This is a genomic window from Arenibacter sp. F26102 (genome assembly GCF_023015865.1).
In the GTDB taxonomy this organism is placed as follows: Bacteria; Bacteroidota; Bacteroidia; order Flavobacteriales; family Flavobacteriaceae; genus Arenibacter.
The window spans coordinates 43255-62413 of record NZ_JALKBC010000004.1 but is presented as its reverse complement, the minus strand read 5'-3'; the positions used below and the strand labels follow the sequence as shown (position 1 = coordinate 62413).

Sequence of the window (19159 nt, the reverse complement as noted above, 5' to 3'; positions counted from 1 at the left end):
TTATTGTGTTTTAGATGTGAATTCTTTAATGGCCTGTTCCATATTCTGGGTCCTTTCGTAAATGGCCATTATGGCCTCGTTTTCTTGTCCATCGGTTAGATAGGCCGCATAGACCTCTTTGGGAACTTCGAGCCGAAAAATGTTGCTTTCCTTTCCTATTTTGATGAACATTTCGGTGTACTTCCTTGGCCCGGAAAGATTGTTCTTAATGGATTTTAATTGGTTCAGGTCGTGGCTGGAAAGGTTAAGCCTTTTGACCAGTTCGTTATATCCTTTCTCATTGTTAAGGCTATAAATGATTTGTGTGTTTTCCAGAATACTTGCAGAGGTAGAATTGTTGGGCAGCTGATTAATGGATTGCAGTATAATACCAATTGCACCGTTCTGTTTACGGATAGCTTGATAATAGAATTCAACGCTTTCCAGTACGTTTTCAAACTTTAGTTGTTTGGCAAACTCATCGAATAGGATGATTCCTTTTTCAGCTCTATTTTTCCAAATAGTCCTTTGGATTGCCGACTTGATCAGCTTCAACATTACGGACAGGATTTCCTTATTATCCTTTACTTCATCAAGTTCAAAAACAATCAATCTTTTATCCTCGATCTTATAGGTTTGGTCTTCACTTACCTCAAAAAGAAAACTATATAGACCATCGCCGACGTACTCGGACATTACGTGCAGGAAGCTTGTAACATTGAAGTAGTCGGGATGGATTTTAAGGATATTTAGAAGGTCTTCCCTATTCTTTTCGATAAAGTTATAGAAGCCTTCCAATGAATGATTTTCCACAGTGCTATCGTAATAATGGCGCAGTATTTTCTTGATAGAAACCGATTGTGCCTTGGTTACTTTTAGATCCGAAGCGAACAATTCAAAAAGGAACACGGACAGATCTTCAAGACGTTCCGGTGTCAGGTCATTTTGGTTACTGATATAAAATAGATTGATGCCCAAATTCTTTCCGCTCTCGTAGCGAAGCACCGTGTATTTTTCGGGATAGAGTTTTGCGAATTTGGTATACGAGCCCCCCAAATCTATAATGACCAGACGAACGCCACTTTCAAAATATTGACGCAGGATGTTATTGGCCAAAAAGGATTTTCCCTCGCCTGTGGGTGCGAAAATGGCAAAGTTCCTTGCCTTTATGCGTTTCTTTCTTTCGTCCCAAACATCCTTTAGAACTGGAATATTATGTTCCCTGTCATTAAAGATAATGCCGGTAGTATCAGATTTATAATTCGTGTTGTTTATGAACAGGCACAGCGCGTGTTTCAAATCGGTAACGTACAGATCGTTGTTCGAGAAATTGGACGAGAAGCAACAGTAACTGTTCAATATATAATTTTTGCGCTCTTCGCCACGGGGATAGTAGGGGATAATATCCAGTTCCTTGAATTCGGTCTTTATCATTGACGTTATTTTGTCGAGCTCTTTGGATTCTTTGGCCCAATAGACAATATTGAGATGACCACGGATAATCCGTGCATTATCATCGGCATTGATTTGGTCGAGAATGTGCTGGATCTTTCCAAGAACCACTTTGTTCTGTGAACCAAAATTCGAACTCTTGTTCAGTTCCTCAATTTTCTTATCGAGCAGCTTGCGCCACTTTTGTTTGTCATCCAAATACAGGATTTGGTTGACGATATGGTTTTCATTTAGCGTAAGCCCTAGGCCATCAATAAACCCTTGATGAAACACAAAATCGTCAGAAGTGAATTTTTCATTGGTCTTGCTGCTCTGTACGCTTTCGCCAAAGCACAGTTCACTATTGATGGCCAGGGCATCAAAATGGTTTTCACCAATATTGACACTTTTCTTATCCAGTAAAATATCGGTATCAAAGCCTTCGTTGAAGCCATTGAAATAAGTCTCTGTGAGACCTACGATTTCATTTTCTTTCAATGTTCTGAGGGATATCTTCCGGCTATTGTTTATAAAGGAAACCGAGTCGCTTACGGAGTTGACGAAGCTTTTAATGTTGCCATCCAGTTCCTGTACAATTCCATTTGAAACTTTTCTGAAGGGATTGACGTATTTTGGGTTGTTGAGTGCTTTGTTTTTGGTCAAAATGAAGAACAAATAGCAACGATGTTCAATATGTCCACGTCCCTTAAAATACTCGTGTGTGGCCTTTTCCAAAAAAGTTGCATTCGGAAGTTGCTCCGAGGAATAGGATTTTTTGAGGTAGACATCCTGTTTGTGAACTACAGTCCCAACGGGCAAAGATTTTAATGCCTGAAACCAGGCACCATGCATATCCTCAAAATCCTTTTCGGACAAGGAGTAGATTTCCGGTAGATTTCCTTCATAGCATAGGACTACATTGCCATTATTGGCAAAAACGATATGGTCCTGAATATCTACAATTGGCCGATATGCCGAAAGATTGATCTTATTCATAATCGAGGCCGGAATTTCGTTTGTTACTTATAATTCTTGGGAAGACCTTCCCCGTCTGAAATAGCTGTGGATTGTTGGTAATTTGGGTCAATACCACGTAGAGCGCAGCATTAAAAATCATTATGCCTATAATCATCCCGAAGCTGAACGAGAAGATGATGACCATCAATGACGCAAGTATGGACATCATCAGTAGGGCAAAAAGTGAAATGGGCAGTCCAAAAATGACTGCCTGTTTCCTGATATTCTTATATACTTCGAACCGCTTCACTATACCACGATTGAAATTAGATAGGTAAATATGCCCACTACCGCACCGGCGATAAGGACAAATACAAGAACTCTAGTAATTCCCTTTTTTAGATCTGCGTTTTCGCCAAAAAAGTGTCCTGCATTGAAAAGAAAACCGATAAGGAAGATGACGCCTAAAATTATTGGAAAGATGGTCCTGATGGTGTCCGAAACATCGTTTACAGAATCCTCGATACCACCGATCTGTGCAAAAGTGGGCATTGCCATAAGCAGCAATCCCATTAACATAAAAAGTGATTTTTTCATAACTGTTCGTTTTTGGTTATAGAATTCCTATGCCTGCTTAGTTTGCCGTCCGAGTTGGACGTGATATATAAATTTTGTGAAATCTATTGAGAAAAGAAGCTTAGAGAAGGAAATCTCTAAACTTTAACTCGAAATCTTGTTAAACTTTGAAAGATTCCTAAGGAAAAGAGAAAAACGTTGCAAATTGTTCAAAAATAAAAGTGTGATGACCATTCTAAGTCGATTTTTTATTGGGTTGATTGCGGCAGGTTTTTTAATGAGCCCAAGAGCATTATTTTCCCAATTCAAAGAAAGTTCCAAAAAGGTAGTTGTCATAGACCCGGGTCATGGAGGAACGGATTCCGGTGCTACGGGAACCAATGGCATTATGGAAAAGAATGTCGTGCTGAAAGTTGCCAAGGAAATGGTGCGATATAACCAAAATCTCTTTGATAATGCCCTTGAAATATACCTGAGCAGATATACGGATACCTTGATTTCTTTGGGTGAAAGGACAAAATTGGCAAAAAGGATGAATGCCGATATATTTATTTCCCTGCATTGCAATCATTCGGAAAACCCTAATGCCAAGGGTATTGAAGTTTATGTTTCCGATCGAAAGGGGGAACATACCAATGAATCTATTTTACTGGCTTATAACATTCAAAAAGCCAATCAAAAAAATCTAGGCTTTAAAAGCCGTGGCGTAAAGTTTGCCAACTTTCAGGTTCTTAGGGAAGGGTCCCGGCAGATTCCTTCCGTGCTTGTGGAGTTTGGTTTTTTATCCAACTCAGTTGAGGCAATGCACATGGGCAAGGAAGGAAATATCCGTGCACTTGCGTTGTCGGTTCTTCAAAGTTTAATCCTATCAAAATAATGGTATGCAAGAAATATTTACTGCCGTATTCCGGAATATTCGAGTATTGCTCCTAACGATAGCCTTGGAACTCAAAGCTGCTATCAATGGCATTAGAAAACCTAAATCTTGATATCCGCCCATAGCGCAGGATGCCCACTAGCTTCCTGTGACTTTTCCTGGACGGTCGAATACACGGACCACATCGGTTTTTCTAATGGCCATATGGCCTTACGATTGAGACCACCTGCCTCGGCTTTTCCAAAGAGGTCCGGGGAGAGCAAGAGATAATCTTTCTGCTTAATATTGACCCCCATTCGATATGCCCCAAGACGAAAGTAACTAGCATCCTTTCCCTTGTCAATATCAACGTTGAACAATGGGTGTTTGGTAATATCCCTAAGATCGGTACCTCGGAGTAGGGGGGAGAGGCAGTCACTGTAAGGGACATCGTTCAGGGTCCCAGCAATGGAAATATTGGTTTTACCATCTTCTTGCAAACCATTATAAACCTCTGCTGCTTTCTTGGCCTGGACCTTTCGCATACGATCGGTTTTATCGATATCTGCCGTGCGCTCCTGAAAATGCGTGGAAATAAGATGGCATGTAGTACCGGACGGGGTCTTGACCTCATACTCCAATAAGTCTTTTTTAAAGAGTGGATTTCCATTTTCATCTTGATCGTAGATATGGCTTCTAATAGATTGCAATCTATATCCGTTCTTGGTCATTATGGCCATTTCCAGCCCACGTTTATCGTTACCCTGCACCACGAAAATCTCGTCAAAAGGACGACAGCCCATTTCGGGGAGGAACTCCTGGTTAAACTCTTCCAAGGACGCCCTGTCCTCAATTTCCTGCAACAGTAAAATATCGGGATCGATATCCGCTATCACCCTTGCCTTATTTTTTACGGCCAATGTTTTGATAGGGACGGTCCGGAGGGAGACCCAACCGTTCCAATCGTTAATCTCATTGGCGGCCAGCTCCTTGGAGTAATTTTTGCCCTTTAGAAAAAGATAGCCGGCCCTGCGGCGCATTACCGCATAAGGTTGGTGATATGTTTTGTCGAACCCGAGCAAAAAGCTAAGTTCTTGGATACGCTCGGCATTTGATCCGTGCCGATCGTTTTTCTTAAGAAGGCCATCGAGTTCATTGACCCAGTCGGACATACATTTGCCAAATGTTCTTTCCGAATTGGTCCGGTCCCGATGGAAAAGGTTTTGGATATTAAATGTGGCCAGTTTCATAATTACTTGCGTTTGTCGTTAGTATTCTTATCACATGCGATCAGGTTAAAAATATCGCGCATCCGACTGCGGACACGGTTGCCGTAAAGCTCTTCCAGTTCCTCGGCGTTAAGGTTTGTGGTGGCGTGGGTCTTGACCTTCCCCTTAGTCTGAAGAAACAGTTCATATCTGGATAATAGCACTTCGCCCATCACATTGCAGTCCCTACCATAGTAGCGGCCAATCGGCTCTATCCCCAGATCATCGAAGCAGTAGGATCTACCGTTCCCAAACTCCTCGATGGTCTTATAGCCCAAATGGTTAAAGCTGAATGTAATATTCCTTGAGGGAATCACTTGGTAAGGGCGTTGCTCCGGTACAAGATGGCGGATCAACTTCATTAGGCTTGTCTTGCCACAGCCCACTGGACCGGTAAGAAGAATACCTTTTGTGGGGTCTATATTCTCTTTATGGCAAAATCCTTTGTCATTGATGAAGTAATTGCAGAGCTTAAATACGATCTCCCTATCCTGGTCATAAATCTGGAATTGCTTGCCAAAGAGCAGTTTTCCTTTTGCGTTCAAGTAAATCAAGATCTTGTCGAAATCATAGAGCACTTCTTTCCCGTCGAACACACCAAGGGTATATTCCGTACCGTCTTCGATTATTTTAGAGGGGTTGTCCATAGTCCTTGTCTTTAGTGATTTTTAAGTTGTCCCGTTTTTGGGACGGTCCGTGCAGCGTTTTTTCTTTTTGTATTTCTTCGCCCTTTAACATCCAGTTCTTGGCCGTAGAATGCCAATCCAGTATCGTAATTTTTCCACCAACTTTCCACCCGATAGAATTGTAATGGTTGAAGAATTTTTTTGCTTCATTAGCGGGCCATTTTTCTTTTTTAAAAAAATCCAAAACCTCATTTTCATTTTTGGGTAGCTTATGTTTATAAATGTTTTTATTTTGTTTATTAATGTTTATATAAGGTACTAATGCTTGTCCCTCTACTTGGCCACTACCTGAACCTATAGTTGCCCTAGTGCTAGTCCCTCTAGTTATCCCGAATTTGAGCATGTGTACCCGGCTTCCTTTGTACGGATTGTGCGAGGGCAAATACCTGATGTATTTCCAATAGTCCAATTCTCTTAAACAGCGATGATAAGTACTCTTTGAACCTACTTTTGCAATACGCATCACTTCCTCCCGGTTGATATAAAAAGAATCTGTAAAACGGTTGATGTTCCACAGTTGGAAAAGAGCGATATAAATACTGATATGCGTGGGGTTTAACCTAGAATCCTTCGTAAACAATTCAAAAACTGAATTTAGATGTCTTATGTAATTCATCTCTTTGTCTTAAAGGGTTTCACGGTATTCTCCATAAGTACTTTTTCGATTTCTCTTACTTCATAAAAAATAAGTCCCCCTATTTTGGTAAAAGGAAGGGTTCCGTTAACCCGGAGGCCGTGAAGGGTGGTCATACTAATCTGGAGCATATCCATAACCTGAGTACTCCTGAGCCATTCCTTCTTCGTCATTTTAGACTGGTTTTCGTTCAACAATTCCTTGATTTCCTCGAGAAGTTCCAGTTTAAATTCCCGAAGATCGTCCGTAGTGATAATAGCTGTTGGCATATCCATTGATTTAATACAGATGCTACCTAATTGTAGTTGTCTGTGATTCGGATACAAAGTTGAAAAGGAGTTATGGAATAAATTGCCAAGTCATAGCCAGTTGGCTAAATTCATTTTTGGATAAAATCGGGGCTAAAAATAGGCGGAACGATCTAAAAAGAGTAATATTTTTATCAAAATAATACTACTGTTAAGCCGAGAAAACAAATTGCCAATTGGCTATGACTGGCTTTTTTTATTCATCGACCTCACTTATCCATTTCTGCAAGGAATTTTTAAGTTTATCCACAAATTTTGTTGGATTGGTGCGGTTTCTTAAACGAATGGAAGTATGGTGATAATCCCCTAAATCCATTGCCGTAACCTGCTCCAAAAACCGCATTACAGACTTTATGCTAGCACGTCCGTGGTTAATGGACCCACTATGATATAGGGCGAACCCTAATTCGACCAAAGCTACCTTGGATCCGGTCCATTCTATTTCTGGCATTACCACTTTTGAAGCAGACCCAATGGTGCTGGACATCCCCAATTTATTTTGGAGGTATTTAAGAAATCCTTGATATCCAACTAAATTGGCAATCAATCCATCATGTGAAGTACAGAATTCGGAATCAAAACTATGGTCATGACGACATAGGTAGGTAAATTGTCCTTTGTTCTTCCTTAGAAAAAATTGAGAATCGAATGTTTTACTTTGCAGTTCAAGGTATAGGACCATATCCTTATGGCCTGAGAGAAAGGCAGTTACTTCCTCTATTTTTTTATTGATAATATCATCATTCCCGCCATAGGGGATATTAGGGAAATTCAATTCAAAAGAAAGCTGGTGATTATATTGTAGAAGAAGACCAAAAAGGAACGGTTTATCCTTTTTAAAAAACTGAATTTCAGCATCTTCGTCAGGGAAGCCATGGGAAACAACAGCTATACGATATTCCTCCAAAATATGTTGGCAATAAGAAATAACCTTATCGTACGATACTATCTTATTTAAGAATGATCGTTCTATATGATGCAATTAAGATTCAATTTCTTCCTGGGATCGTAGCCAATCCATTGTCCTATCCTTTAAAATCCCTAATGAATCGTTTTAGTACATCATCAAAGAATCCATTAATGTTTCCCTATTAAATATCATAAGAAAAATAAAGAAATAAAAATAGTCCCGAAGGTCATTTATAAATGCAATGGGGCATTTATAAAATAAGGGAGAATAATAGGAAATTTAACAGTGGGATACGGTCATCGTTGCCGATCCGTTATTGCTGGGTGTTCTTCCTGATCTTTAATTCCTTTAATAAATTGGAAGGATATACCCCAGTCTTCTGGTGGAATGCTTTTGAAAAAGATTCCCCAGTTTTGAAGCCAAAGGTTTCCGCCAATCCCTGATAGTTGTATTTCAATAGTTCTGGGTCTTTTGAAAGCCTCTCAATCGCTGTGGTAATTTTTAGATCTTTTATATATTTCGGGAAACTCATCTGTTTGTAATGGTTGATAATAATAGACAAATAAGAGGTATTGGTATCCATTTCTTGAGCTAATTGGGCCATATCAAGATCTTTTCTCAAATAAAGGTCCGACTTCTCGAACGCTTCCAATTTCATCAAGAGTTCATTCCGTATCTCTTCAGGAACCGATTCAGGATGTGTGCCCACTTTTCGGGAGGAAGATTTAATGGGTTTAATACCATCCATCAGTTCTTTTACTTTTTTTTTCGTCTTCCGTACCCTGATATAGAAGTAGATGCCTATCAGGGCAACAAACCCAGCCATTACCCCCAATATGATGATCCAAGTAGATTTAACCTTCAGCTGTTCCTCTGCTTTCTTTTTTTGAAGTTTGAGATAGGGAATATCATAGGCCATGGTGGCCTGCATAATAACTCCTTTATGGTCTTTAGTCATTAAACTATCAAAAAAGATGAGTTTTTCGATAGACTCAATTTCCCGCTGCTGTTCATCTTGCAGACCATAGTGCCTTATTAATTGCTGGTATACATCCTTGATCTCATCAAACGGCTTTTTTGTGACTTCCACAATGGAATCAATTTGTTGAAAATAATTAATGGCCATGGGATGGTCTCCTGAATTTTGTGCCATTTTCCCTAGATAATACAATTTCATGGCCTTGCTATTCCCATCCAATTGGCCAGAATACTTTATTAGGGTATCCTTTGCTTTCTGATAATTCCCTTCATAATAATCCAACTGGGCCCCCACTAAAACTAAATCACGATATTCCAAGGTATCCTTTGCAGAGATCGCCTTACGAACACCTGACTCTATATAGTACCGCGCGGAGTCCATTTGAGATAACCTTAAGTGAGCCAAAGAAAGATTGTACATCAACAGCATATAATCGGCATAATGAATATTCTCATAATCCTTCTCCTTCTTTAATGAATTCAATGATCTGGTGTAAATGTCGGCAGCTGCATGTGGTTGCCCATTTATATTTCTAATTGCTGCTATGGCCATGGAACAGGTAAGTTGGTCCTCGTAATTCTTTTTTTCCACTGCCAGATCATATGCGGTTAGGTAGTTGTGCATCGCCTGTCGGTAATCGCCTAAGTCGTAAAGAATTATAGCTTTAAGAATATAACCAAAGGTGGGATATTTTGGATCATCACTATCCGCCGTCGCTAAAATTATGGAGTCTGAATAGGTAACCGCCAATTCTGGTTCCTCTATGATTGTACGGTAGTAATATCCGCTTGCCATTTCCAAGGGGTTTTCCTCACTTTTTGCTTTCTGAATGTGTATATCAGTTAAAATACGAAGTCTCTCAAGTTCATTATTTTCGTAGGCTTCATCTTCCAATTCCATTATTTCCTCATAGGTCGGATTTAATATCTTAATTTCCTTCAAGGAAGTGGTCTTCTGGGCGAAGCAGTCTTGTAAAGGAAAAGATATGTATATAAGGATGAATAAGAGACTAAAAAGGGAACATGAACACGAACTATCCATTGGATTGGGTTGGTGGTAAAGTAGGGATGTTGCAGTACCAAACATTTTCTTTATTTCAGTTATACTTCCCTAAATTAATCCAAAATCTCTAATGAAATTCTAGCATGTCAAGGCCATTTATAAATGAAGACCAATCGATAATGAATAGTGTACGCCATTCTAAAATTCAGCGAGATAATTCAAGGTTTTTACTTCCTATTATTTCACTCCTGGATATGAAAATCAATTTATGAAGTTTTTCTATCTATTTCGAACGATAGCTTCTTTCTAAGATGTTGCATATCCTCACTCACTTTTAAATCCAATATTTTGGCATAATGCTGTGTAGTTCTCAATGATTTATGCCCGAGCATTTTACTCACAGTTTCAATAGGCACCCCATTAGACAGCGTAATTGTGGTAGCAAATGTATGTCTAGCCAAATGAAAGGTGAGATTTTTGGAAATCCCACACAAGTCGGCAATTTCCTTGATGTAAGCATTCATCTTTTGATTAGTCAAAACTGGCAGTAATCTGTCCTTATTAGAAACATCTGGATGACTATTATACTTTTCCAGGATGGACATAGCAGTTGGAAGCAATGGTATACTACTGCGAGTATCGGTTTTAGAACGTTTTATTTTTATCCATTTCTCACCGTCAATTCCCAAGATGATATCGTTTTTTGAAAGCTTTTTAACATCAGCATAGGCTAATCCGGTAAAGCAGGAGAAAAGAAAAATATCCTTCACTTGATCCAATCTATCCGTATGCAATTCCTTTTCAATCATCGTTTGGATTTCTGCTTCCGTTAGGAATTCCCTTTCAACAATTTTTAATTTTCCTTTCCAATTCACAAATGGGTCCTTAGTAATCCAATCGTTAGCGAAGGCTATACGGATAATTTTCTTAAAGTTGGTTACATATTTTATGGCAGTATTATGAGCACATTTACGTTCAGTTTTGAGATAGTATTCTAAACCAGTAATAAATCTATTATCAACATCTTTAACTGGGATATCGGTTAGATTATATTCCTTTTTAATGTAATCGGATACGTGCTTTTTTGCAGTTTTATAACGCTCAATAGTTCCAGGTGCAAATTCTTTACCTACCAACTTCTCAATTTTGTTATTATGTGCAAGGAAAATTTCTATCAGCATCTTTTGTTTGATTACTTTACCTTGATATATATTTTTGATTTTCTCCGCAGTAATGATCTCTTGTTTATCTGTCAACTGGCCTTGTATACTATAAATCCTACTTCTAATAGCATCCATATACCTGTTTAGTTCTCGAACATCAGTGGTTGTACCTCGAATTTTTCCTGCCTCAGAATTCCATTTTGAAATTAAAACTTTTCGTTTAATACTAATTTCACTCCGTTTGCCATTAACAGTAATTCTTAAGTAAATGGGGGCATTCCCATTCTGATCAATGTCGCTTCTTCTTGGGTAAAATAGAACTGAAAATGTAGTTTGCATAGGTGCGTAGTTTATTATCTTCTTAAAGATAATAAAACAAATCAAAAAAGTGCACCTGTAACTATCTGAAAATGAATATTTAACAAAGAATTCGGTGTGTACTTTATATTGAAAATTTACGCACCGAATTACGCACCTTTTATATGGTATTATATGGTATCATTTGATACCATATAAAATAAATAAAGCCCGTAAACGTAATGTTTACGGGCTTTTTGGTGGAATTTGCACAATTCCCAGCGGAGAAAGAGGGATTCGAACCCCCGGAGGTGTGACCCTCAACAGTTTTCAAGACTGCCGCATTCGACCACTCTGCCATTTCTCCTTAGCGGGTGCAAATATAGAAACCTTTTTATTCTTTTTAAAAGAAAAGGGGATTTTTATTTAATTATTTTAATAATGATAGATTCTGGTGAAGACCTTATTTTTGCCCAATGGAAGAATGGTACCACTATGTGCTTTTGGCTTTGGTAGGTTTCGCCGTGGGAGCTCTTAATACCTTGGCTGCCGGTGGTTCCCTTCTAACTTTACCAATGCTTATCTTTATGGGCCTCCCTGCCAGTGTTGCCAACGGCACCAATAGAATAGCCATCTTAACACAGGGAATTGCCAATGTCGCCGGTTATAAAAGCAAAGGGAAAGAGATTACCAGTCCATTTATACTGTATCTCTCCATCGTGGCAACCGCAGGTACCTTAATTGGTTCCAAATTGGCAATCGACATCAATGACACCGCATTCAATAAAATATTGGCCATAGTAATGGTCATGATTGTAATTGTTATGGTTATTAAACCGAAAATTCATATCAACGATTTTGAAGAGCTCATAACCGGAAAACGGCAATTCTGGGCCATAGTTGCGTTTTTCTTTATTGGTATATACGGTGGATTCATTCAGGCGGGAACCGGTATTTTTGTATTATTGGTATTGTCCTCCATCAATCACCTTACCTTAATGAAGTCGAACGTTATTAAAGCCGTTGTCATGGTAATATACACCAGTGCAGCCTTAATACTTTTCGGGTTGAACGGGAAATTGGATTGGGAAATTGGGTTAACTTTGGCATCTGGACAAACTCTTGGTGGATGGCTCACCAGCAGATGGTCTGTGGACAAAGGAGACGGAATTGTAAAAATTCTATTGATTATAGTGGTCATATGTATGTCCATTAAACTATGGTTTTTTAATTAAAAGAAAATTAGCTTTGGATATTATTAAGAAATTGGAATGGCGTTATGCAGTAAAGAAGTTTAATCCTGACAAGCTCTTGCCAGAGGAAAAACTAGATAAATTGAAGCAAGCTTTTAATTTAACCGCCACATCTTATGGCTTGCAACCCATTAAATTATTGGTGGTTAACAATAAGGTCCTACAGCAGGACCTGGTCAAGTTTTCCTATGGTCAAAATCAAGTGGCAGAAGCATCGCACGTTTTTGTTATTTGTATTGAAAAGCAAATTGACAAGAAATTTATTCATGACTATTTCGCAAGGGTACAACAAATACGAAATACTTCCGATGAAATACTTGATCCCTTCAAGGGTGCACTGGTCGAAAGCTTTTCAAAAAAAGAAAGGGAAGAGGTTAGGGGTTGGGCCACAAATCAGGCGTATTTGGCCTTGGGGACCCTATTGACCGTTTGTGCCCTGGAAGAAATTGATGCCTGTCCCATGGAAGGGTTTCAACCAAATTCCTATGACGAGTTGTTGGGACTGGACAAACTTAAACTGACTTCGGTTTTAGTGCTTCCCGTGGGATACAGGGCAACTGATGATATGTTTGCAACTCTAAAAAAAGTACGTAGAGATCTTGATGACAGCATCATCCACATACCCTAGTCGCACCATTAAATTAAATTCAATCGAACATAAATCATAAATAAATTGTAAAATATGCCAGGATTTGAGCTTTTTGGAGATAAGGAACGTGAACAGTTAAATGACGTATTGGATTCAGGAGTATTAATGAGATATGGTTTTGATGGCATGAGGAATGGTCATTGGAAAGCTAAGGAATTGGAAAAGGCACTGGAAAAGCGTATGCAAGTGAATCATGCACAACTGGTGAGCAGTGGAACAGCCGCCTTAACAGTTGCTTTGGCTTGTGGAAAGGTAGGGGCAGGGGACGAAGTTATTTTGCCCACGTTTACCTTTGTTGCAAGTTTTGAAGCGGTCCTTTCCGTTGGAGCCATTCCTATTTTGGTGGATGTGGACGATACACTTACCTTAGATCCCGAAGCAGTTGAAAAGGCCGTTACCAGTAAAACCAAAGCCGTGATGCCTGTGCATATGTGCGGATCTATGGCGGATTTGGCACCATTAAAAAGTATATGCGACAAACATAACCTAATTCTACTGGAAGATGCCTGTCAGGCCATTGGTGGAAGCTATGAAGGAAAACCTTTGGGCAGCTATGGGGATTTGGGGTGTTTTTCGTTCGACTATGTAAAGACCATTACCTGTGGGGAAGGCGGTGCTATTATTACCAATAACAAGGAATATTATAAAAGTGCCGACCAATATTCCGATCATGGTCATGACCATATTGGAAAGGATAGGGGAGCGGAGGACCATCCCATCCTAGGGTATAACTATAGAATTTCGGAACTACATGCCGCTGTAGGTTTGGCACAGATTGAACGCTTGGACGATTTTATGGCAACCCAGAAAAAAAATTATTCCGTTTTGCGATCGGCCTTGGAAAAAATCCCTGGAATTAGCTTTAGGCGCGTTCCAAAAAATGGTGTTGAGAACTATTCCTTTCTCAGTTTCTATCTACCAACAGAAGAAATGGCCAGAAAGACGATCAAGGCTTTTTCTGAAAATGGGGTGGATGCCTGCTTTTATTGGTTCGACAATAATTGGCATTATTACCGAAAATGGGGTCATTTAAAAGAGCTTAATGGCCTCAATGGTTTTTCCAAAGAGATCAAAGCCGGACTTCCAAACTATGAGGCCTCTAATTTCTCCAAGTCCGATCATTGGGTAAGTAGAAATATATCCTGTTTGATCAAATTGGGATGGACAGATGAGGAGGTTACTTCAAGGGCTGAAAAAATGGTAAATGTTCTCCAAAATATTGTCATCAACAAGACATAATTAACACTTGAATTTCTAATTTTTCAGGTTTCATATTGGCAATATGTCCTAAGAACCTGGTAACAATTCCGTTTAAATATTATCTTAAAAGAGGGCTCATGGCCCTCTTTTATTGGTTTTGATCAATTCCTCCATGTTTTTGGGAAATATGTCCATTCCTTCACATTTTGTTAACATTAGTTTAGCATCTGATAAATAACAAACTCAAGTAAAACATGAAGAAACTTAAATTTTTGATACTAGTCTTTCTGATGGGTATCACATCTGTTTCCTGGGCTCAGACTAATGTGACGGGAACAGTAATGGACGAACAAAACGTTCCGCTCCCAGGGGCGAACGTAGTAGTAAAAGGCACTGCCAATGGAGTGGTGACGGACTTTGATGGCAATTTCACCATTAATGTCAAAGATGCAAACGCGCGGTTGGTGGTATCATATATAGGATATGTGCCCAAAGAAATCCCCTTGGATGGTTCATCCAATTACACCATAACTCTTGTAGAAGATGCTACTGGTCTTGAAGAAGTGGTTGTTATTGGATATGGTTCGGTAAAGAAAAGCGACCTAACCGGAGCCGTTGCCTCCTTAAATACCGAGGCATTGACCGAACAGAAAAAAACTGATTTAGGACAAGCCATTCAGGGTAGGATAGCAGGGGTTGATGTTAGAACTACTAATAACAAGCCCGGTGCACCACTTTCCATTGATATACGAGGGAATACGGTAATTAAAAATAATGATGCCACCCGAGATGGATTAAGTGACAACTTGGACAACGATCTTTCCAAACCGTTATATGTGGTCGATGGAGTATTTTTTGAAGATATTAATATTTTGAACCCTTCCGATATCCAGCAAATGGATGTATTGAAGGATGCTTCAGCCACTGCCATTTACGGTGCCCGAGGTGCAAATGGAGTTATAATCATAACCACCAAAAACGGAGTTGAAGGCAGAACGGTGTTTACCTATGAAGCAACCTTAGGCCTTAATACGGCAACCAACGTGCCCGATATGTACAATGGGGATGAGTATGTGAATTTTGTGGATAAAGTTTTGAGAAGTACTGCCTGGAGGCAGATGTTTAATCCGAGCCAAGGTATCTACCCAACCGTTGAGGATTATAATAATTTAACTGTTGATATGTCTAGGGAAATTAGGACCTCCAATGAAGAGGCCGACAATGTTGCCAATCGTCGTTACACAGATTGGGCCGGTGATTACAGGCATGCAGGCGTTCAAACGAGCCACTCCCTTGGTATGTCTGGTGGGAGCAAAGGATTAACCTATAATGGGTCTATAGGATACCTTAGCAACGAAGGGGTAGTAGGCATTGAAAGTTATGACAGATATAATTTAAGTGCATCCCTAACAAAAAAAGTCTCCAATACTTTTACGGTAGGTTTAAAAGCATATTTGGCCTTATCGGAGCGTGAAACTGGAAGTAATGAATTGTTCAGAAGTACTCTTCGTTTAGCTCCCACGGTCAACTCTCGAGATTCCGAAGGCAATATTATTCTATTTCCGGATGATCAAGACGGAAGGTTTCTAAATCCATATTACGAATCACAAGGCTCTTGGTTGAGTAATACAAAGTCGTTAGATGTTATAGCCAACGTGTTTTTGAATTACAAGCCAGCAGATTGGATCAGTTTTAAAACACAATTTGCTCCTAATATTCAAACTGAAAGATATGGTGGACATTTTGGGTTGTTAACAAAATCAGCAAGAAACGAACCCAGTAGAACACGGGCCTATTATAATGCCTATTTTAACACGGCCTATACTTGGGATAATATTGTGGATTTGGATTTTGATCTAGCTCAAGGGCATAATTTAAAGACTACCCTTATTTCATCTGTATATTATAACCAAAGGGAATTTAGTGCCATAGAAACTAGGGATTTTGATACAGATGCCTATTCATTTTACAACACAGGTGCTGGCTTAGACCCTAGAGGATATAACACCAATTATTATAAGGAGACCCTGGCATCTTTTGCTGGCCGTTTAAACTATAATATTCTTGATAAATATCTCTTTACTTTTACTGGTAGGTATGACGGTTCCTCCAAACTTGCACTAAATAATGAATGGGCATTCTTCCCCTCCGCTGCCTTCGCTTGGAAAGCAAGTGATGAGGACTTTTTGCAGGATGCTGGCTGGTTAAACAATCTAAAATTTCGGGTTAGTTACGGTGAATCCGGAAATGACAGTCCGGTTAGTGCCTATAGTTCCCTTGCTTTTTTAGGTGAATCCGATTATTTGTTTGGAAATGAACATACCAATGGCGTAGATGTTAATGGATTGCCCAATAATACACTTACATGGGAACGTTCAAAGGAGGTGAATGTAGGTTTGGATCTAAGTATTCTGAAAAACAGGATAGGATTGGGAGTAGAGGTATACAACAAAAAAACGGTCGATGCCATTCTGAACAAAACTTTGTCGAACATCACAGGCTACGGTACGGCGGTGGGCAACTATGGGTCCGTTCAAAATAAAGGTGTAGAGGTAACCCTTAATACGGTGAACGTGCAAACCGATAAATTTAGATGGAAAACTAGTTTAAACTTTGCGAAAAACAAAAATGAAATTTTAAAGTTGGATGGAGACCTAGAAAAAGAACCTTATGGCAATCATGGTGTTTTACAGATTGGGCAGCCAGTTGATGCCATCTATTCCTATGAAATTGAAGGTATTTGGCAATTGGATGAAGCAGCTGAAGCTTTTGCATATGATGGCAGCTTCCCTGGTCAGAATAAATATAGGGACTTGGACAACAGCGGGGACCGAGATGAAAATGACAAAAAGGTTATTGGTTCCATTTCACCAGATTGGATTGGTGGTATGACGAATACTTTTACCTATGGCAACCTTGATCTGTCAATTCAGGCATATACCAGACAGGGGTCTTACGGTCACTCTGAATTTTATAATAATTTTGTTCCATGGCAAAACGATGATGCCAAATTCAATAAGGTTAATCTAGATTACTGGACTCCGAATAATCCAGACTCAAAAAATCCAGCTCTTGAATACGGGGCTACAGGTAATAATTATTATACCAATTACGACTTTGTGAAAATTGGTAACATCGGAGTGGGCTATCAATTTCCACAGCAACTACTGGATAAATTAAAAATGTCAAGCCTACGTTTGTCTTTGGACGTACAAAATCCGTTCACTTTTACAGATTACGCTGGTCCAGACCCTGAAACAGGTCTGCAGAACTCCTATAACGCCGGATATATGGTCAAGACCGTATTATTCGGACTAAAGTTGGCTTACTAATTTTAAACAAACTGTCATGAAAATAATAAATAAAACAAAACATATCCTAGCTTTAATAGCTTTCTCAATACTATTAAATGCCTGTGATTCGTATATAGAGGAAGATGTCTTTTCCAATATAACCGCAGAAAATTTTCTGACGGAGGATACTGCAGATCAATTAATTGTAGGACTTTATACCTCGATGAGAGGGGTATACAATAATCATAATTATCAGTTTGCCGGAACAGATGTCTTTACGAGTAGAGGGGAAATATTTTCCTTTTCTGCGGAGAATGATTATAATTCATTCAATGCTCCCCAAACTAACGGTCTTTGGAACTCCAATTATAATGTTATTTCAAAAGCCAATACCGCTATCAATAGATTTGAAATTGAAATTGATTGGAGTGAGAGCAGATTAGACGAGAAGGCCTACGGTATAGCACAAGCTAGGGCCTTAAGAGCTATGTCATTTTTCTATTTGGCACAACAATTTGGAGGGATTGTACTAGATATGGAAGAACCTCAGAGTATCCGAAACGACTATACCCGATCTACCGAAGAAGAGACTTATGCTACAATAATTTCAGAATTGGAAGCTGCTATTCCAAACTTGGAAGATATGCCAGAAACAGGAAGAATCTCTAAAAGGGCGGCACAACACGTATTGGCCGAGGTATATTTAACAAGGGCTTATAAATCTTTTGCTGGTAGTAACGATTTTCAAACGGCTGCAGATTTAGCCGTTCAGGCCATTGGCTCATATGATATTAGAAGCCAGACCTTCGCACAACTTTTTGATTATGACAATCAGGTAAATCCTGAAATACTCTTTGCTGCACAATGGGGCAATACAGGGTTTGTTCAGGATAGAGGTAATAACAAACACTCTTTGTTTATGACAGGAGTAGAACAATTACCAGGTATAAGTAGAAATAATTCTTATGGCAAATCCGGGGATAATCTAATGCCTACACCATATTTTTATTCATTGTTCGAGGATAACGATACTAGGGAAGATGTAACCATGCACAGGGTCCTATTTGCAGATGAACCTGGATTTTCGGTCGGGGCCGACGAGATTGCCGTAGGCGATACAATTATTTATTTCCCAAAAGAAGCAATAGACATGGCTGAGTTGGTTGATAAATTGGATCGCTATTGGGTATATCAGCCCGATCAATATTTATTTGGGAGACCGGATGAGGTTGGTGATGTAAATTATAAATATGAATTAAATCCAAATTTCACGAACTTTCCTATATTCAAAAAATTTGATGATGAAATTTTTCAGGAAGAAGGATTAGGGGCACGTGACACCTATGTTTACCGGGTAGCAGGAACACATTTGTTGGCAGCAGAAGCATTCCTGGGTGCTGGTAACACCGCACAGGCACTCTTTCACTTAAATAGGGTAAGGGAACGTGCTACGGGTATAGCTGATCATTATTCTACCATAGATTTGGATGTTATACTTGCCGAACGCGCATTAGAACTTGCTGGGGAAGAGAATAGATGGGCTGTCTTAAAGCGTATGGGGAAGTTGGAAGAGAGAATCAACATATACAACCCCCATGTGGTTGACCATGGTGCCTTCGATGCTACAAAGCACTTGTTGAGACCAATACCGGTTAAGGAGCTTGAGCTTTCACCAGGAACGATGATACAGAACCCGAAATATTAAAACTGAAATTTCC

16 protein-coding genes and 1 tRNA gene are annotated in these 19159 nt (G+C 39.4%); 6 read left to right on the top strand and 11 right to left on the bottom strand.

All coding sequences use genetic code 11. The features are described from left to right. From MWU78_RS06460 to MWU78_RS06450, 3 genes are read right to left on the bottom strand one after another with little or no spacing between them, the layout of a single operon-like run. The gene (locus MWU78_RS06460) at positions 1-2406 is read right to left on the bottom strand and encodes a TraG family conjugative transposon ATPase (protein ID WP_246996125.1); all 2406 of its coding nucleotides are present in this window, start codon (positions 2404-2406) and stop codon (positions 1-3) included. Next, positions 2399-2677 carry a hypothetical protein gene (locus MWU78_RS06455; RefSeq protein WP_246996123.1) on the bottom strand — a complete coding sequence of 93 codons (279 nt, stop codon included), beginning with the start codon at positions 2675-2677 and terminating at the stop codon, positions 2399-2401. The genes MWU78_RS06460 and MWU78_RS06455 overlap by 8 nt, the downstream gene beginning before the upstream one ends. Continuing rightward, the gene (locus MWU78_RS06450) at positions 2677-2964 is read right to left on the bottom strand and encodes a hypothetical protein (protein WP_246996122.1); all 288 of its coding nucleotides are present in this window, start codon (positions 2962-2964) and stop codon (positions 2677-2679) included. Before MWU78_RS06450 ends, MWU78_RS06455 begins: the two co-directional genes overlap by 1 nt. Before the next feature lie 184 nt (positions 2965-3148). Here MWU78_RS06450 and MWU78_RS06445 point away from each other — a divergent pair, with 184 nt between their 5' ends. After that, positions 3149-3820, top strand: coding sequence for an N-acetylmuramoyl-L-alanine amidase (locus tag MWU78_RS06445; RefSeq protein WP_246996120.1), 672 nt, complete (start codon positions 3149-3151; stop codon positions 3818-3820). A 101-nt stretch (positions 3821-3921) separates the two neighbouring features. Here the strand turns inward: MWU78_RS06445 and MWU78_RS06440 are convergent, their stop codons facing one another. The 8 genes from MWU78_RS06440 to MWU78_RS06405 form a co-directional block, all read right to left on the bottom strand. Then, positions 3922-5049, bottom strand: coding sequence for a hypothetical protein (locus MWU78_RS06440; RefSeq protein WP_246996117.1), 1128 nt, complete (start codon positions 5047-5049; stop codon positions 3922-3924). Positions 5050-5051: 2 nt separating this feature from the next. After that, entirely contained in the window at positions 5052-5714 is a 663-nt protein-coding gene (locus MWU78_RS06435) for an ATPase (RefSeq protein ID WP_246996115.1), read from the bottom strand. Then, positions 5698-6369, bottom strand: coding sequence for a hypothetical protein (locus MWU78_RS06430; RefSeq protein ID WP_246996113.1), 672 nt, complete (start codon positions 6367-6369; stop codon positions 5698-5700). Before MWU78_RS06430 ends, MWU78_RS06435 begins: the two co-directional genes overlap by 17 nt. Further along, on the bottom strand, positions 6366-6656 hold the full coding sequence (locus MWU78_RS06425) for a helix-turn-helix domain-containing protein (protein WP_246996111.1): 291 nt from the start codon (positions 6654-6656) through the stop codon (positions 6366-6368). The genes MWU78_RS06430 and MWU78_RS06425 overlap by 4 nt, the downstream gene beginning before the upstream one ends. Before the next feature lie 235 nt (positions 6657-6891). Then, the gene (locus tag MWU78_RS06420; RefSeq protein ID WP_246996109.1) at positions 6892-7677 is read right to left on the bottom strand and encodes an RteC domain-containing protein; all 786 of its coding nucleotides are present in this window, start codon (positions 7675-7677) and stop codon (positions 6892-6894) included. A 241-nt stretch (positions 7678-7918) separates the two neighbouring features. Next, the gene (locus tag MWU78_RS06415) at positions 7919-9526 is read right to left on the bottom strand and encodes a helix-turn-helix domain-containing protein (RefSeq protein ID WP_246996107.1); all 1608 of its coding nucleotides are present in this window, start codon (positions 9524-9526) and stop codon (positions 7919-7921) included. Positions 9527-9852: 326 nt separating this feature from the next. Next, positions 9853-11088, bottom strand: coding sequence for a site-specific integrase (locus MWU78_RS06410; RefSeq protein WP_246996106.1), 1236 nt, complete (start codon positions 11086-11088; stop codon positions 9853-9855). A 240-nt stretch (positions 11089-11328) separates the two neighbouring features. Further along, a tRNA-Ser gene (locus MWU78_RS06405) sits at positions 11329-11413 on the bottom strand. Positions 11414-11522: 109 nt separating this feature from the next. Between MWU78_RS06405 and MWU78_RS06400 the strand changes: the two genes are divergently transcribed. From MWU78_RS06400 to MWU78_RS06380, 5 genes are all read left to right on the top strand, one after another. Beyond that, on the top strand, positions 11523-12281 hold the full coding sequence (locus MWU78_RS06400; protein ID WP_246996103.1) for a sulfite exporter TauE/SafE family protein: 759 nt from the start codon (positions 11523-11525) through the stop codon (positions 12279-12281). A 13-nt stretch (positions 12282-12294) separates the two neighbouring features. After that, positions 12295-12927: an NAD(P)H-dependent oxidoreductase gene (locus MWU78_RS06395; protein ID WP_246996101.1), complete on the top strand. Its 633-nt coding sequence runs from the start codon at positions 12295-12297 to the stop codon at positions 12925-12927. A gap of 54 nt (positions 12928-12981) precedes the next feature. Next, positions 12982-14187, top strand: a complete 1206-nt coding sequence (locus tag MWU78_RS06390; protein WP_246996099.1) for a DegT/DnrJ/EryC1/StrS family aminotransferase — start codon at positions 12982-12984, stop codon at positions 14185-14187. A 215-nt stretch (positions 14188-14402) separates the two neighbouring features. Continuing rightward, the gene (locus tag MWU78_RS06385) at positions 14403-17480 is read left to right on the top strand and encodes a TonB-dependent receptor (protein ID WP_246996097.1); all 3078 of its coding nucleotides are present in this window, start codon (positions 14403-14405) and stop codon (positions 17478-17480) included. A 16-nt stretch (positions 17481-17496) separates the two neighbouring features. Continuing rightward, on the top strand, positions 17497-19146 hold the full coding sequence (locus MWU78_RS06380; protein ID WP_246996094.1) for a RagB/SusD family nutrient uptake outer membrane protein: 1650 nt from the start codon (positions 17497-17499) through the stop codon (positions 19144-19146). The last annotated feature ends 13 nt before the right edge of the window (positions 19147-19159 follow it).